Annotated in this window: 17 protein-coding genes; 9 read left to right on the top strand and 8 right to left on the bottom strand. The window is 74.1% G+C overall.

Going from position 1 to position 15765, the window contains the following annotated elements; all coding sequences use genetic code 11:
- Window positions 1-41: 41 nt before the first annotated feature.
- Together ACT7CP_RS01890 and ACT7CP_RS01895 are read right to left on the bottom strand one after the other, a co-directional pair.
- The gene (locus tag ACT7CP_RS01890; protein ID WP_445443150.1) at window positions 42-1289 is read right to left on the bottom strand and encodes a cytochrome P450; all 1248 of its coding nucleotides are present in this window, start codon (window positions 1287-1289) and stop codon (window positions 42-44) included.
- Between the two features lie 19 nt (window positions 1290-1308).
- Window positions 1309-1713 (bottom strand): four-helix bundle copper-binding protein, encoded by a 405-nt coding sequence (locus ACT7CP_RS01895; RefSeq protein ID WP_445443151.1) that lies wholly within the window; start codon window positions 1711-1713, stop codon window positions 1309-1311.
- 247 nt (window positions 1714-1960) lie between these two features.
- Here ACT7CP_RS01895 and ACT7CP_RS01900 point away from each other — a divergent pair, with 247 nt between their 5' ends.
- On the top strand, window positions 1961-4399 hold the full coding sequence (locus tag ACT7CP_RS01900; RefSeq protein ID WP_445443152.1) for a phosphoketolase family protein: 2439 nt from the start codon (window positions 1961-1963) through the stop codon (window positions 4397-4399).
- 27 nt (window positions 4400-4426) lie between these two features.
- On the opposite strand, the gene ACT7CP_RS01905 is transcribed toward ACT7CP_RS01900, so the two are convergent.
- Window positions 4427-4813, bottom strand: coding sequence for a VOC family protein (locus tag ACT7CP_RS01905; protein ID WP_445443153.1), 387 nt, complete (start codon window positions 4811-4813; stop codon window positions 4427-4429).
- Between the two features lie 31 nt (window positions 4814-4844).
- Window positions 4845-5621 carry a peptidase associated/transthyretin-like domain-containing protein gene (locus tag ACT7CP_RS01910; RefSeq protein ID WP_445443154.1) on the bottom strand — a complete coding sequence of 259 codons (777 nt, stop codon included), beginning with the start codon at window positions 5619-5621 and terminating at the stop codon, window positions 4845-4847.
- 203 nt (window positions 5622-5824) lie between these two features.
- On the opposite strand from ACT7CP_RS01910, the gene ACT7CP_RS01915 reads away from it, so the two are divergent.
- From ACT7CP_RS01915 to ACT7CP_RS01925, 3 genes are all read left to right on the top strand, one after another.
- Window positions 5825-6199, top strand: coding sequence for a VOC family protein (locus tag ACT7CP_RS01915; RefSeq protein ID WP_445443155.1), 375 nt, complete (start codon window positions 5825-5827; stop codon window positions 6197-6199).
- A gap of 103 nt (window positions 6200-6302) precedes the next feature.
- A complete protein-coding gene (locus ACT7CP_RS01920; protein WP_445443156.1) occupies window positions 6303-6965 on the top strand; it encodes a pentapeptide repeat-containing protein in 663 nt (220 codons plus the stop codon).
- A 74-nt stretch (window positions 6966-7039) separates the two neighbouring features.
- The gene (locus ACT7CP_RS01925) at window positions 7040-7789 is read left to right on the top strand and encodes an SAM-dependent methyltransferase (protein WP_445443157.1); all 750 of its coding nucleotides are present in this window, start codon (window positions 7040-7042) and stop codon (window positions 7787-7789) included.
- Between the two features lie 20 nt (window positions 7790-7809).
- Here ACT7CP_RS01925 and ACT7CP_RS01930 read toward each other — a convergent pair whose 3' ends face one another.
- The gene (locus ACT7CP_RS01930) at window positions 7810-8400 is read right to left on the bottom strand and encodes a MarR family winged helix-turn-helix transcriptional regulator (protein WP_445443158.1); all 591 of its coding nucleotides are present in this window, start codon (window positions 8398-8400) and stop codon (window positions 7810-7812) included.
- Window positions 8397-10151 carry an MDR family MFS transporter gene (locus tag ACT7CP_RS01935; RefSeq protein WP_445443159.1) on the bottom strand — a complete coding sequence of 585 codons (1755 nt, stop codon included), beginning with the start codon at window positions 10149-10151 and terminating at the stop codon, window positions 8397-8399. Before ACT7CP_RS01935 ends, ACT7CP_RS01930 begins: the two co-directional genes overlap by 4 nt.
- A 135-nt stretch (window positions 10152-10286) precedes the next feature.
- Between ACT7CP_RS01935 and ACT7CP_RS01940 the strand changes: the two genes are divergently transcribed.
- Window positions 10287-11495, top strand: coding sequence for an MFS transporter (locus tag ACT7CP_RS01940; RefSeq protein WP_445443160.1), 1209 nt, complete (start codon window positions 10287-10289; stop codon window positions 11493-11495).
- A gap of 94 nt (window positions 11496-11589) precedes the next feature.
- Window positions 11590-11949 (top strand): VOC family protein, encoded by a 360-nt coding sequence (locus ACT7CP_RS01945; RefSeq protein WP_413962220.1) that lies wholly within the window; start codon window positions 11590-11592, stop codon window positions 11947-11949.
- Window positions 11950-11983: 34 nt separating this feature from the next.
- On the opposite strand, the gene ACT7CP_RS01950 is transcribed toward ACT7CP_RS01945, so the two are convergent.
- On the bottom strand, window positions 11984-12289 hold the full coding sequence (locus ACT7CP_RS01950; protein ID WP_413962221.1) for a DUF1905 domain-containing protein: 306 nt from the start codon (window positions 12287-12289) through the stop codon (window positions 11984-11986).
- A gap of 9 nt (window positions 12290-12298) precedes the next feature.
- Window positions 12299-12703: a hypothetical protein gene (locus ACT7CP_RS01955; protein ID WP_413962222.1), complete on the bottom strand. Its 405-nt coding sequence runs from the start codon at window positions 12701-12703 to the stop codon at window positions 12299-12301.
- 204 nt (window positions 12704-12907) lie between these two features.
- Here ACT7CP_RS01955 and ACT7CP_RS01960 point away from each other — a divergent pair, with 204 nt between their 5' ends.
- The 3 genes from ACT7CP_RS01960 (at window position 12908) to ACT7CP_RS01970 (ending at window position 15765) form a co-directional block, all read left to right on the top strand.
- Window positions 12908-13978, top strand: a complete 1071-nt coding sequence (locus tag ACT7CP_RS01960; protein WP_445443161.1) for a sensor histidine kinase — start codon at window positions 12908-12910, stop codon at window positions 13976-13978.
- The gene (locus tag ACT7CP_RS01965; RefSeq protein WP_445443162.1) at window positions 13975-14640 is read left to right on the top strand and encodes a response regulator; all 666 of its coding nucleotides are present in this window, start codon (window positions 13975-13977) and stop codon (window positions 14638-14640) included. Before ACT7CP_RS01960 ends, ACT7CP_RS01965 begins: the two co-directional genes overlap by 4 nt.
- 63 nt (window positions 14641-14703) lie before the next feature.
- Window positions 14704-15765 (top strand): DUF418 domain-containing protein, encoded by a 1062-nt coding sequence (locus tag ACT7CP_RS01970; RefSeq protein WP_445443163.1) that lies wholly within the window; start codon window positions 14704-14706, stop codon window positions 15763-15765.

Consider the following 15765-nt stretch of genomic DNA (forward strand, 5'->3'; position numbering starts at 1 on the left):
CGCCGCGGCGCCGTCTCCCTCGGGAGGCGGCGCCGCCGTCGTCAGCCCGCCCGCAGCCCGTGGACCGCGACGCGCACCCGGCTCCTCGGCAGCGCCGGGAACTGCCGGAGGGAGATGCGCAGGTCCTGCGGCGGCAGGGTCATGTCGGTCTCCCGCGTCGCGAGCCGCACGGCCTCCTCTACCAGCGCGATCGTGATGTCCTCGCCCGGGCAGCGGTGGCCGGACGCCGCGTCGCCGCCGCCCTGCGGGATCAGCGTGTTCGGGTCGCCGTCCCAGTCGCGGAAGCGCGTCGGGTCGAAGGACTCCGGGTCGTGCCAGAGGCGCGGGTCGCGGTTGGTGCCGAAGAGGTCGAGCATCACCCAGTCGCCGGGTGCGAAGGATCCGCCGAGGCCGTCGAAGGGCTGCCGCACCGTGCCGGCGATCACGGGGAAGAACGGGTAGAAGCGGCGCACCTCCTGCACGAAGCCGCGGAGGTCCGACTCGTCGCCGGCGGCGAACGCCCGGGCCCAGCGCGGGTGCGCGTGCAGAGCGTGCAGCGCGAAGTCGATGAAGCGCGCCACGGCGACGGTGGGGCGGATCAGGTTGAGCAGCTCCACGCCGGCGACCTCGACCGTGAGCGGTGAGCCGTCGGCGTCGGCGTGCGTCACGAGGTCCTGCAGCGGCGATCCGGCGGCGACCGGCAGGCGGCCGTCGCGGGCGCGTCGCACCACGTCGCGCGCCCAGCGCTCCGCGCGCATGCGCCGGGCCCGGGCCGCCCAGTTCACGGGGCCGATCGACGCGGCGCGTTCGACCATGTCGGCGATGTCGCCGCCGATCCGCCGGACCTCGTCGTCGTCCACGGGGATCCCGACCCAGCGGCACGCGGTGCGCATGAGCACCTCGACGAGCTCGTCGTGCAGCCGCACCTCGGGCACCCGCGACCAGCGCGCGACGCCCGCGCGCCACTCGTCGTCGAAGGCGCGGCGGACGCGCTCGATCCCCTCCGGCAGCATCATGCCGAGGAACATCGCCTTCCGGACGTGGTGGCCGTGGCCGCTCATCGCCTGGACGCTGCCCTCGTCCTGCAGCAGGTGCATCACCGAGACGGGCATGGCGCCGGCCCGGCCGAAGCGGTCGCCCTCGTAGAAGAGGCGGGACGCCTCGCGGCCGCGGATGCAGGTCACCGGCCGACCGGCGAGGCGCGTGCGGAAGGCGTCGGCCCCCACCGCGTCGGTGCCGCGCGAGACGAAGCGGTAGCCGTCGCGGAGGAAGCGGAGCGAGCTGTCGGGGCCGGGGAGGCGGGGGATCACGCGGGGCCTCGCGCGTCCGTCAGAGCGCCGCGAGCAGGGCGGCGCACGCGGCCTCGCACCGGCGGCACTCCTCCGCGCAGATCCGGCAGTGCTCGTGCATGTCGCCGTGGTGGGCGCACTCGTCACCGCAGCGCCCGGTCGCCACGCGGCACAGCTCGAGTGCGAGGCGCGTGATGTCCAGGCGGTCGGGCGTGTGCCGGGTGAGCGTGTCGAGCGTCGCCGTGCAGATCTCCGCGGAGTCCAGGTCGGCGACGATGCAGGACGCGAGCTCCGTGACGCCGTCCTCGGAGAGGCAGGCCGCGGCGCAGGCGGAGCACGCGGTCGCGCAGGCGGCGCACGCGTCGATGCACGCCGCCAGGAGCTCCAGGTCGAGCTCGCCGCGGTCGGCGGGCGAGCTGCGGAGCATGTCGAGCGTGGGGCTCATGGGATCCTCCCGGACCTCGTCATCGCACCGCGGTGGCCGACCCGGACGGGCGGATGCGTCGGTGCCGGGCGTCCGTGCGCCCTGTCCTCGCCACGCTAGGACGGTCCCGCCGGAGCGCCGCGGGGGTTGCGCCCGAGGGGGCCGAGGGGTTACCGGGCAGGCGCCCGGAGACGCCCCGACCTGCGATCCCCCTGATCGGATCCCGCCCGCCCGGGACACCCGCCGACCCCCGGCCGTAGGCTGACGCATGGCCTCCGACACCGCACCCCGAGACCCCGCCGCGCCCCTCTACCTCGACGTCGTCGACGGCTGGTGGCGCGCCGCCAACTACCTCTCCGTCGGGCAGATCTACCTGCTCGACGACCCGCTGCTCGAGCGCCCGCTCACGCGCGACGACATCAAGCCGCGCCTCCTCGGACACTGGGGCACGACGCCGCTGCTCAACTTCGTCTACGCGCACCTCAACCGGGTCATCATCGAGCGCGACCTCGACATGATCTACATCGCCGGCCCCGGCCACGGCGGCCCCGGCATGGTCGCGAACGCCTACCTCGACGGCACCTACTCGGAGCTCTTCTCCGCCGCGACGCCCGACCGCGACGGCATGCGCCACCTGTTCCGCCAGTTCTCGTTCCCGGGCGGCGTGCCGTCCCACGCGGCGCCCGAGACCCCCGGATCCATCAACGAGGGCGGCGAGCTCGGCTACTCGCTCGTGCACGCGTACGGCGCGGCGCTCGACAACCCCGACCTCGTCGTGTCCTGCGTGATCGGGGACGGCGAGGCGGAGACCGCGACCCTCGCCTCCAGCTGGCACCTCAACAAGTTCCTCGACCCGGAGACCGACGGCGCCGTCCTGCCGATCCTCAACCTCAACGGCTGGAAGATCGCGAACCCCACGGTGCTCGCGCGCATCCCCGAGGAGGAGCTGCTCGCCCTGTTCACGGGCTACGGCTACGCGCCGCGCATCGTGTCCGGCGGGTTCGACGGCGAGGACCACCGCGCCGTGCACGAGCGGTTCGCGATCGCGCTCGGCGACGCGCTCGACGACATCACGCGGATCCAGCTGGCCGCCCGTACCGGCGGCAGCGAGGAGCGCCCGGCCTGGCCGATGCTGATCCTCCGCACCCCCAAGGGCTGGACCGGCCCGAAGGAGGTCGACGGCAAGCAGGTCGAGGGCACGTGGCGCGCGCACCAGGTGCCGCTCTCCGGCGTCCGCGACGACGAGGACCACCTCCGCCAGCTCCAGGAGTGGCTCGAGAGCTACCGCCCGCATGAGCTCTTCGACCGCGACGGCCGGCCGACGCCCGCGCTGCAGCCGAACCGCCCCGCGGGCGACCGGCGGATGAGCGCCAACCCGCACGCGAACGGCGGCCTGCTGCGCCGCGACCTCGCGCTGCCGCCGCTCGAGGTCAACGCGATCGACCTGAGCGAGGGCCGCGGCGTCATCGCCGAGCCGACGCGCGTGCTCGGCGGCTGGCTCCGCGACGTGATCGCCCGCAACCCGCTCGACTTCCGGATCTTCGGCCCCGACGAGACCGCGTCCAACCGGCTCGACGACGTCTACGAGGTCACCGCGAAGGCGTGGCAGGGCGAGGTGCTGCCGGTGGACGAGCACCTGGCGCACCAGGGCCGCGTCATCGAGATCCTCAACGAGAACCTCACGCAGGGGCTCCTCGAGGCCTACCTGCTCACCGGGCGGCACGGGCTCTTCACCTCGTACGAGGCGTTCATCCACGTGGTCGACTCCATGTTCAACCAGTACGCGAAGTGGCTCGAGTCGAGCTCGAAGGTGGAGTGGCGCCGGCCGGTCGCCTCGTTCACGTACCTGCTGTCCTCGCACGTGTGGCGGCAGGACCACAACGGCTTCTCGCACCAGGACCCCGGCTTCCTCGACCACGTCGTGAACAAGCGGGCTGAGATCGTGCGCGTGTACCTGCCGTTCGACGCGAACTCGCTCCTCGTGACCATGGACCACTGCCTGCGCGGCACCGACCTGATCAACGTGGTCGTGGCCGGCAAGCAGCCGACCGCGAGCCTGCTCTCGCTGGAGGAGGCGCGGGCCCACGGGGCGCGCGGCGTGGGCGTCTGGGAGTGGGCGGGCACCGAGGTGCCGGGGCTGGAGCCCGACGTCGTCGTCGCCTGCGCGGGCGACATCCCGACCGTGGAGGCGATGGCGGCGGTGCAGATCCTCAAGCGGGAGATCCCGCAGCTGCGCGTGCGCTTCATCAACGTGGTCGACCTGATGCGGCTGCAGGACTCGACGCAGCACCCGCACGGCCTCGACGACGGCTCCTTCGACGCGCTCTTCACGCGCGACAAGCCGGTCGTGTTCGCGTTCCACGGCTACCCGTCGCTCATCCACCGCCTCACCTACCGGCGGACGAACCACGCCAACATCCACGTGCGCGGGTTCGTGGAGCAGGGCGGCACGACCACGCCGTTCGACATGCTGATGCTCAACGACCTCGACCGGTTCCGGCTCGTGATGGACGTGATCCGCCGCGTGCCGCACCTCGAGACCACCTACGCGGCGCTCTCGCAGCGGATGGACGACGAGCGCATCGCGCACCGCGTGCACACGCGGCAGTTCGGCGAGGACATGGCCGACGTGTCGGGCGCGCAGGGGCTGCCGTTCGCGGACCCGGACCGGCAGACGGCGATCGACAACGGCGACGACAACGCGTAGCGGGACGGCCCGCAGGCGCGGCCTCCGCTAGACGGGGGTCGTGCCCGCGGGGTCGCCTGCGGCGGCGGCGGCCGGCCCGTGGTCGAACAGGCCGATCGCGTTGCCCTCGCTGTCGCGCACGTAGGCCCAGCGGTCCGTCTCGTTGAGCATCTGGATCCCGCCCATCGCGGATCCGCCGTGCTCCTCCACCTGCGCGACCGTCTCCTCGATGGAGTCGACCGTGATCACGATGGTGGGGTGCGGCACGTCCGCGCGCTGGTGCAGGTCGCCGTTGATCCCGTCGTCCGAGCCGGTGATGATCATGCCCGCGTCCTCCCCCCACGGCTCGTAGCGGAAGCCGAAGACGGCGGAGTAGAACGCGCTCGCGCGCGCCATGTCGTCGGCGGGGATCTCGAAGTGCTCCACAGCAGCCATGCGCCATGATCCTGCTGGCGGGGAAATGCCGTCAAGGGGCGGCCGCGAGCATCGCGTCGACGCCCGTGACCACCTGGCCCCACCTCGTGACGACGATGCGCTCGGCGAGCGCCCGTCGCGTCGTGTCGCCCGACCACTCGGCGACGTACTGGCGCGGCGCGTCGTTCGGGGTGCCGAACCGCACCACGTAGAAGCCGGGCTCGAGCCCACCGAGGTCGTATCGGCCGGCGGCGTCCGTGAACCCGGACGCCTCCAGCCGGCCGTCGCCGGTGGCCCGGTGGACGTCCACGGGCGCGAGCACCGCGGGGGCGCCGCCCGGCAGGGTGAGTGTGCCGCCGATGCTCGCCGGGGTGCGCAGGACGATGTCCACGCGGGTGGTCCGGTCGGCCGGGGCGGTGAAGAAGCGGGCGTCCCGCCACTCGTTCACCTGGCCGAGGTACTGGGAGACCGGGACCCCGCCGAGTGTGACCCAGGCGCGCAGCGTGTACCGCGCGGCGCGCTGCGACTCGAATCGGAAGGCGCCGTCCACGATGTCGACGCTCTCGCCGAACGGGATGTCCGCGAACTCGAGCGAGACCTCGCCCGTGCGGACGAGGTTCCGGGGATCCACGCGGTCGAGGTAGACGCGGCCGACCACGGTGGTGGTGAGCGGCTGGTCGGCGGAGGCGGAGGGGGAGCCGGCGTCGGCCGTGGGCGGGGATGCGTCCGCGGACGCCGCGGACGCGGGGGAGGCGGGGCCGGCCTGGGCGGCGGTGATCAGGACCAGGGCGATGAGGCCGACGAGACCGCGTCGGCGGACGGATGGCATGGGGTGCTCCGATGCTCGGACCGGCGGGATGCCGGTCGGGACACCGGTCTACTCCTGACGGACGTGCCCGTCACCACCCCCCGTCGGGGGCGGTGTCAGCGCGCTCATCCGCACCGCGGATCCGCCCCGGTGCAGTCACCACCCCCACCCGCGCGTACGTTCGAGGGGAGCCGCCACCCGGGCGGCGGGAACGCGAGGACACCATGCTCGGAGAGCACCCCGTCGGCGTCGTCCTGCTCACGCAGGACATGGCCGCATCACGCCGCTTCTACGCCGAGGCGCTCGGACTGGAGGTCGCCGAGGAGTCCGAGTCGGCGATCACCTACCGGTCCGGCGGCACCGACCTCACGGTCACGACGAGCACGATCGGCTCGAAGGACGAGCAGACGAAGGCCTCGTGGAAGGTCCAGGACCTGCGCGCTGAGCTCGACCAGCTCAAGGAGCGCGGAGTCGAGCCGGAGGACTACGACACCGACGAGCTGAAGACCGTCGACGGCATCGCCGACCACGCCGGGATGTGGTCCGCGTGGATCACCGACCCCGACGGCAACGCGCTCGGCATCGAGCAGCCGAAGTAGCGGCGACCTCGCGGGTGTCGCCGGTGGGCGGCGCCCGCGGGGGTCTCCCGTAGCGTGGAGGACGCCGTCGACCGACGGCGCCCGCACCCATCGGAGGCACCGCATGGCCGCATCCACCCGCATCCTCCCGCCCCGGATCAGCGACCCGCGGCTCGACGACCTGGCCGACGGCGACCCGTCCGACCTCGACGCGCACGCGTCCTTCGAGCGGCTGCGCTTCGCCGACGCCGACCTCTCGGACGCCGACCTCGTCGACATCGGGTTCGAGGAGTGCGCGCTCGAGCGGATCCGCCTGCACGAGGCCGACCTCACGGCCGCGAGCCTCGTCGACGTGCTCGCGTCCCGCCTCGACGCGCCCGTGCTCAAGGCGCCCCGGATCCGGATGCGCGACGTGCGCCTCGAGGGCTCGCGGGTCGGATCCGCCGAGCTCTACGACGCGTCCCTCTCCTCCGTGCACATCGTCGACTGCCGCCTCGGGTTCGTGAACCTGCGCGGCTCGAAGATCACCGACCTGCTCATCACCGATTGCGCCATCGAGGAGCTGGACCTCCGCGGCACGTCCGGCATGCGCGTCGCCTTCGCGCGCACCACCATCGGCACGCTCGACCTCGCCGACTCGTCGCTCACGCACCTCGACCTCCGCGGCGCCGAGATCCACGACCTCGACACCCCCGACGGCCTCCGCGGCGCCGTGCTCGACTCGAACCAGCTCATGGCGCTCGGCCCGGTCTTCGCGCGGCACTTCCGCGTCCGCGTGGAGGACTGAGCGCAATCAGGCGGTCCGCTCGCGTCCGCCCGGCCGACATCCGACGCGATCCGTCCTCGCCCTAGGCTGAGGCGATGGACAGGGACCGGATCAGCGACCTGGCCCACGCGGATCACCCGATCGCCTCGCCGTTGAGCGACGACAGCGTCGATCGCCTCCTCGCGGCCGCGGTCACCGGGCAGGGCACGGTCCTCGACCTCGGGTGCGGCGACGGCAGCTGGCTGCTGCGCGCCCTGCGTCGCGAGCCGTCGCTCACCGCGGTCGGGGTCGACCACTCCGACGCGGGCTTCGCCCGGGTGCGGGCGCAGGCCGAGCGCGAGGGTCTCTCCGGGCGCCTCGACCTCGTCCGCGCCGACGCCCGCACGTGGACCTCGGTCGACCGGTTCGACGTCGTGCTCAGCGTCGGGGCGACGCACGCCTTCGGCGGTCTCGAGCCGACCTTGGCCGCGATCGACGGGCACCTGCGCCCCGGCGGTCGCGCGCTCGTCGGCGAGTGCTTCTGGGAGCAGCCGCCGACCCCGCGGGTGCTGGATCTCCTCGGCTCGGAGCTGGACGACTACGGCGACCTGGCGGCCACCGTGGAGCTCGCCGCCACGAACGGGTGGGTGCCGCTGCAGGGGCACGTCAGCACCCTGCAGGAGTGGGACGACTACGAGTGGTCGTGGACCGGCGCGCTCGCGCGGTGGGCTCTGGACCACCGCGACGACCCCGACGGCGATCAGGTGATGGCCGCGTCGGTCGAGCACCGCCGGGCGTGGCTCGAGGGCTACCGCGGCACGCTGGGCTTCCTCACCCTGCTGCTCGGACGTCCGCCAGCCAGCTGACCCGGCGGGCCGCCGTGGGCTCAGGCCGCGCGGGCGCCCGGATCCGTGGGCACCGGATCCCCGGGGCACGCGGCGGCGCCGGGTGCAGATCCGGGTCCCGCCGCCACGGCGGCCCCGGCATCCGCTCCGGCGTTGAGTCGCGCGAGGTACCCGGCGAACGCGTCGAGGTCCGCGCGGCTCCACCCGCCGAGGCCGCGGATCAGGCGGCTGCCGCCCTGCGCGTCGTCGGCCTCGACGCCCGCCCGGCCCGCGGCCGTGAGCGCGAGCACGCGCACCCGGCCGTCCTGCGCGTCGGCGCCCACCTCCACGAGCCCCAGGTCCTGGAGCTGGCGGAGCTGCCGGCTGACGACGCTGCGGTCGACGCCGAGCTGGTCGGCCACGGCGCTCGCGTGCGCGGTGCCGCAGCGGCGGATCACGCGGAGCATCTTGTAGCCGATGGGCGGCAGCTCCGGGTGGATCGCCGCGGCGGCCTCCCGGGTCGTCGCCCGGATCCGCGCGGCGAGGGCGGTCATCTGCTCCTCGACCTCCGCGATGCCGGCGGCGATCCCCGGGGCGACGCCGCGGGCGTCACCCGCGGCGTCGCCCCCGGGGGAGCGGTCCTCGTCCGTCATCGGCGGGAGTCGGCTCCCGCGTCCTCGGACTCGGGGAGCCGGATGGACCCGGTGGGGTTCGCCTCGCCGGCCGGCGTGAGCGCGACGGCTCCGGCGGAGGCGCCGATGAGCGCGTCCTCGGCGTCCGTGCGGCGCACGTCCTGGCCGTCCGCCTGCGCGGCGGTGTCGCTCTTCAGCTGCACGGCGTTCTTGCTGCCGAGCTGCGCGTTGGGCAGGAAGATCACCGCGAGGAGCGACACGATCGCGAGCGGCACGCTGTAGAGGAACACGTCGCCGATGCCCACGCCGTACGCGCTCTCGACCACGACGCGGACCGCGGGGGTGAGCTGCGAGACCTGCGGGATGACGCCCGAGCCGAGCGCCTGCGCGGCGATGGCCTGGTCGGCCGGGGCGAGGGCGCGGATCCCGGCGGTGATCTCCGACGCGATGATCGTGCCGAGGATCGAGCCGAGCACCGAGACGCCGATGGTGCCGCCGAGGCTGCGGAAGAACGTGACGGCGCTGGTGGCGACGCCGAGGTTCTTCACCTCGATGGAGTTCTGCACGACGAGGACGAGGTTCTGCATCAGCATGCCGAGGCCCGCGCCGAGCACGAACATGTAGATGCCGACGAGCACGAAGTCGGTGTCGTAGCGGAGCGTGGAGAGCAGGGCCGTGCCGGCGACGACGAGGACGGCGCCCGCGATCATGATCGCCTTCCACTTGCCGCGACGGCTGATGAGGCTGCCGAAGACGGTCGAGGCGATGAGCAGGCCCGCCATGAGCGGGATCGTGAGGAGGCCGGACTGCGTCGGCGTGGCGCCGCGCGACAGCTGCATGTACTGCGCGAGGAAGACCGAGGTGCCGAACAGCGAGATGCCGACCGCGAGGCTCGCGAGCACCGCGAGGGTGAAGGTGCGGTTGCGGAACATGGTGAGCGGGATGATCGGCTCGGAGACGCGGAGCTCGGTGATCACGGCGGCGATCAGCAGCACGACGGCGCCGGCGGCCATGAGGTACGAGGTGCCCGAGTCCCACTCGAACGCGTTGCCGGCCTGCGAGACCCAGATGAGCAGGAGCGAGACGCCCGAGGCGATGAAGACCGCGCCGAGGTAGTCGACGTGCACCTTGCGCTTCGGGTGCGACGGCAGGTGGAGGGTGACCTGCAGCAGGATGATCGCGATGATGGCGATCGGCAGCGCGATGAAGAAGTTCCAGCGCCAGCCGAACGCGTCCGTCACGACGCCGCCGAGGAGCGGGCCGCCGACGGTGCCGACGGCCATGACGGCGCCGAAGAGGCCGGCGTAGCGGCCGCGGTCACGCGGGCTGATGATGTCGGCCATGATGATCTGGCTCAGCGCGGCGAGACCGCCGGCGCCGAGACCCTGGAGCACGCGGAAGGCGATGAGCGTCTCGGTGTTCTGCGAGAAGCCGGCGAGCGCGGAGCCCAGCACGAAGATCGCGAGCGCGAGCTGGATGAGCAGCTTGCGGTTGAAGAGGTCGGCGAACTTGCCCCACAGCGGCGTGCTCACGGTGGTGGCGAGGAGCGTCGCGGTGACGACCCAGGTGTAGCCGGACTGGTCGCCCTTGAGGTCGCTGATGATGATCGGCAGCGACGTCGAGACGACGGTGCCGGCGAGGATCGAGACGAACATGCCGAGGAGGAGGCCCGAGAGGGACTCGAGGACCTGGCGCTTCGACATGGATCCGTCGGGCGAGACGGTGCGGGGGGCCTTCGCGGATGGCGCGTCGGCCGGGTGGTGCTGGGACATGATCCTCCGGGTAGTTGACTACCAGCAACCATATGACTGTGGTGGACTGTTGTCAACTATCTCGTGTCGGGGGGGGGCGGCGGCGGTGCGTGCGTTCGGCGGTGACACCCTCTAGCGTCGTCGTCCATGGGGGTGGTGCCGAGGGCGACGGAGCGCGGATCCGGTCGGGCGGCCCTCATCGCGCTGATCGCCGCGCAGGTCGTCGCGTCCACGGGCGCGGGACTCGCGCTGACGGTGGCCAGCGTCACCGTGCTGGAGCTGTCGGGATCCGAGCGCGCGGCGGGCCTGGCGCAGACGGCCATCGTCGTCGGCGCGAGCATCCTCACGCTGCCGGTGTCGCGCCTCGCCGCGCGGGCCGGGCGGCGCGCGTCCCTCGCGGCGGCCTACGCGGCCGCCGCGGTCGGCGCCCTCGTCGGCGCGATGGGCGTGGCCGCCTCCTCGTGGGGACTGGTGCTCGTCGGGCTCGCGTTCGTCGGCGGCGGGACGGTCGCGGGCCTCGCGGCCCGCTTCGCGGCGGCCGACACGGCGAGCAGGCCGAAGGACGTGGCGCTGGCCATCGCGCTGGTCCTGTGGGCGTCGACCGTCGGATCGCTCGTGGGACCGAACCTCGTCTCCCTGACCGGGCTCGGCACGTCCACGGGCGCCTTCCTCCTCCTCGCGGCGCTGTACGCCGGCGCCGGGGGGATCGTGCTGCTCGCGGTGCCCCGGACCCTCGGCCGATCGGCGGTCGTGGGCGGGAGGTCCTCCCGGGCGGGGGCGCTGCGGCTCCTGGCGGCGCGACCCCGGGCTCTCATGGGCGTGGGGATCAGCGCGGCGGTCCACATCGCCATGGTCGCGCTGATGGCCATGGCGCCCGTCCACCTGCACCACCAGATGGCGTCCGACTCCATGATCGGCGCGGCGATGAGCGGGCACCTCGCCGCGATGTACGCGCTCAGCCCCGTCGTCGGCCTGGCGGTCGCGCGGTGGGGCGCCCGGTCCTCCGCCGTGGGGAGCCTGGCCCTCGTGCTCCTCGCGGCGGTCGTCCTGGCCGTCTCCGCGTCCGAGGCGGGATGGGCCTTCGGCGCGGGCCTCACGCTGCTGGGCTTCGGCTGGTCGATGGGGATGGTCGCGGGATCCTCGCTCATCGTCGGCGCGCTCGAGCCGGGCGAGCGCGCGGGCGTCCAGGGAGCGACCGACCTGGTGCTCAACCTGGGAGGGGGCGCCGCGAGCATCGTCGCCGGGCTCGTCGTCGCGGGCGCGGGCTACGAGGCGCTCGCCGTGGCGTTCGCGATCGCGGTCGGCCTGGCGGCGCTCCTCGCGGTGCTCGCGCCCGCCACGACGTGGCGCCGGGCGGGCGTCTGACGTCATGACCGGCGCCGCCTCGGATCCCGTCGGCGGGAGTAGACCGGAGGGGTGCGCCGGTCGGACGACCGGCCCCGATGCGAGGAGGAATCCCATGGTCGATTCGGTGGCGACGGTCTGGCTGCCCGTGCAGGACATGGAGCGCGCTGTCGCGTTCTACCGCGACACCCTCGAGCTCACGGTGAGGAGCCAGAGCGAGGACTGGAGCGAGATCGACGCGGACGGCCTGATGATCGGGTTGAACGCGCGCGAGGAGACGGGCGGCTCGCAGGGCGGCGGGGCGGTCATCTCGTTCACGCCCGAGGGATCCATCGAGGACGAGCTCGAGCGGCTCCGCGGTCGCGGCGCCGAGATCACGGGTGAGGTCAGCGACCACGAGTGGGGCCGGATCCTCCCGTTCCAGGACAGCGAGGGCAACGACCTGCAGCTCTACACGCCGCCCGTCGGCGCCTGAGCGGCAGGTAACCGCGCGGTCGGCGGCCGAGCCGTCAGACGAGGGGCTCGAGGTCGACGTGCACGTCGCCGCCGACCTCGAGCCCCTGCGCATCGCGCACCGCGCGCTTGATCGGCAGGACCCACGTGCCGTCCTTCTGCGGGAAGACGGACGTGCGCCAGGTCGTGGTACCGACGCGGGCGCGCACGGGCACGGATCCGAAGCCGCGGCGGCCGGCCTCGCCGAGCTCGCGCAGCATGCCGCCGAGCTCCACGGGCACCGTCACCAGCGTCATGAACTCGCGCCGCGCCTCCCAGACCCAGAGCGGCGCGGTGAAGTCGAGCGGGAGGTCGTCGTGCATCCTCTGACCCTACGGGCGGGTCTCGTCGCGCACGTCGGTGTCCGCGGCCAGCGGGTCGAAGGCCGGGGCGTCGGCACCACGGCGGCGGCGCTCCTGGACGCCGCGGTAGGTGCGGACCGCGAGCACCAGGAAGTACGCGCCCGCGGCGACGAGCCCGAGCACCTGGATCCACGCGGGCAGCCAGGCGAGGCGCCCCGACCCGGTGCCGGAGGAGAGGTCGTCCGCCGTGACCAGCAGGGCGATCCCGAAGGCGAGGAACACCAGGCCGAACACGGCGGTGCCGATCGCGCGCGGCATCGTCGGCACCTGCGGCTCGCGGTCGGCCCGCTCCTGCGCCTTCCTGCGGACGATCACGCGGACGGCGACGACGGCCGCGATGACGACGATGCCGATGAGGAGGAAGGGGAGGTCCATGCCTCCCACGCTAGGGATCGGCGGCCCGCGCGCGCGGAGCGGCATGCCCCCAGGACGAGGCTGATGGGACACTGATCCCATGCCGAGGACAGGGGGAGCGCCGGCCGCGCCCGTCGTCCCGGATCCGCCCGCGGCCGTGCCGTCCCGCCCGCGGACGCCGCCGGTCTCGCGGTCCTCGCGATCCTCGCGGCGTTCGACCTGCTCGTGGTCGAGTTCCGCTGGCCGGCGCTCGCCTTCGCCGCCGTGGCCGTGCTCGCCGTCCTCGCGCACCGGCACCGCGTGCCCGCGTGGATCACCGTGGCCGCGTCCCTGCTCCTCACCGCGGTCCTCGCCGTGATCCGGCCGGACACCATGGGGTCGTTCGGCCTCGTGGAGCTGGCCGCGCTCCTGATCCTCCTCATCACCGTCGTCCGCGAGGCCGAGGGGCCCCGCCGCGGGTGGTCGATCGCGGCGGTGGCGGCGGCGGTCCTCGTGCTCCCCGCGCGGGTGCCGAGCACGGACGCCGTCGTCTACGTGATCGTCCTCGCGCTCGCCGTCGTCAGCTGCATCGCGGTCGGCGGATCCCTGCGCACCGGCGACCGCGCGGCGGAGGCCCGCGTCGAGGTCGCCCGGCGCGGCGAGCGCGAGGCCATCGCGCGCGAGCTGCACGACGTGGTCGCGCACCACGTCACCGGGATCGTGGTGGTGGCGCAGGCCGCGCGCGCGACGCCCATGCTCGACGCGGAGCGGGCCGGGCGCATGCTGGCCGACATCGAGGGCGCGGGCGAGCGGGCCCTCGAGGCCATGCAGCAGCTGGTGGGGGTGCTGCGGGCGGATGGCGGCGGCGGATCCGCGCCCGTCGCGCCCGTCGCCGCGCTCGCCGACCTTCCCGCGCTGGTCGAGCGGTTCCGCGCCGCCGTGCCCGCGGCGGTGGACGCGCGCCTGCCCGACCCCGCGGATCCGGCCGCCCTCGCCGTGACCGACGAGGTGCAGGCGAGCGTGTACCGGATCGTGCAGGAGAGCCTGACGAACGTGCGTCGGCACGCCCCGGCCGCGCGGAGCGTCGTGGTCGACGTGGCTCTCGCCGGCGGCCGGGCGCGCGTGGAGGTCCGCGACGACGGCGGCGACGCGGTCGCGTCCGCGCGTGACGGCGACGGCGACGACCGTGACCTCGGCGGCGGCTTCGGCGTGATCGGGATGACGGAGCGGGCGCGCGCCCTCGGCGGCACCCTGGTCGCGGGCCCGGACGGCGCGGGCTGGTCGGTGCGCGCGGACCTCCCGGCGGGGCGGCCATGACGATCCGGGTGGTGATCGCCGACGACCAGGCGATGGTGCGCGCGGGCTTCCGCATGATCCTCGACGCGCAGGACGGCATCGAGGTCGTCGCGGAGGCGGCCGACGGGGTGGAGGCGCTCGACGCCGTGCGCCGGCTCCGGCCGGACGTGGCGCTCCTCGACATCCGGATGCCGCGGATGAGCGGGCTCGACGTGGCCCGGGCGCTCGCCGACGACGCCGTGCAGGTCGTCGTCGTGACGACCTTCGACCTCGACGAGTACGTGCACCAGGCGCTGCAGCACGGCGCCGCCGGGTTCCTGCTGAAGACCGCCGGGCCGGCCCTCCTCGTGGAGGCGGTGCGCGCGGCCGCGGGCGGGGAGTCGCTCATCAGCCCGTCGATCACCGTGCGGCTGCTCGCCGAGCTCGCGGCGGCGGGCGGATCCGGCGCGACGCGGCAGGAGGACGCCCGGCAGGCGGCGACCCGGCTCACGGCCCGCGAGCTCGACGTGGCGCGCCGCGTCGCGCGCGGGGCGACCAACGCCGAGATCGCGCAGGAGCTGTTCCTGTCGCTCGGCACCGTGAAGGCGCACCTCGCCGGGATCCAGGCGCGAGTCGACGCGCGGAACCGCGTCGAGATCGCGGCGTGGATGTGGGAGCACGGGCTGATGGCCGATCGGCCGTGACCCACCCCTGATCGCGGCCGATCGGCCGATGCCCGGGTGGCCGCGCCCCGAGATCGTGGGGGCATGACCGAGAACACCGCTCCGCCGCCCGCCCCCGCCGCGCCGCCCGCCCGCATCGACGCCCTCGACGTGATCCGCGGCGTCGCGCTCTGCGGGATCCTCCTCGTCAACATCGGGCCGCTCGTGCACTTCGGCTACGAGACGGACCATCTCCCCGCGAACCTCGGCGACGCGAGCGGCTGGCTCCAGCTCCTCGTGCAGCAGCGGTTCTTCCCGATCTTCTCGCTGCTGTTCGGGATCGGCTTCTCGCTGTTCCTCGCCTCGGCCGCCCGCCGCCACCCGCGGCCGCGCCTGCTGCTGGTGCGCCGGCTCCTCGTGCTGCTGCCGCTCGGGATCCTGCATCAGCTGGTGCACCCCGGCGAGGCGCTCCTCTTCTACGCGGTCTGCGGCCTCGTGATCCTGCTGCCGTCGTCGTTCCTGCCGCGCGGGGCGGTGGCCGGGCTCGCAGCCGTGCTGATCCCCGCGGCGCTGGTGGTCACGGGCGGCGGCATCCCGCTCATCCCCGGCCTCTTCCTCCTGGGCTCCGCGCTCGTGCGGTACGGCGTGGTCGCGCGCTTCCCGACCGCCGTGCGCGGCCCGGCGATCCTGCTCGCGCTCTTCGCCGCCGCGAGCGCCGTCGCGATCGCGTGGCAGCTGAAGGACCTCCCCGCGTCCGGCTTCAGCACGTCGTCCGCCGTCGCGGGCGCCGCCCTCGCCGGCGCCTACGTGACCGGGCTCCTCCTCCTCCTGCGCACGCCCGCGGCCCCGGCCCTCCGCGCCGTCTTCGCGCCGCTCGGCCGCACCGCCCTCTCCGGGTACGTGCTCGCGACACCGGTCATGATCGCGATCGGCGCCCTCCTCGACCTGCCGCACAGCGGCTCATGGGGCCTCCTGCTCGGCGCGGCCGTCGGCGTCCTCGCCGTGCAGTGGATCCTCACGGTCCTCTGGCTGCGCGCCTTCCGCCAGGGCCCGCTCGAGTGGCTGTGGCGCTGCGCGACCTGGGGCCGGTCGCTGCCGCTGCGGCGCGAGCCCGGCGGATCCGTCGCGCAGCCGCCCGGGGTGGCCGCTGCCGTCGCTGGCCGCTGA

The sequence above is a fragment of the Clavibacter rahimiani genome, from assembly GCF_052654495.1.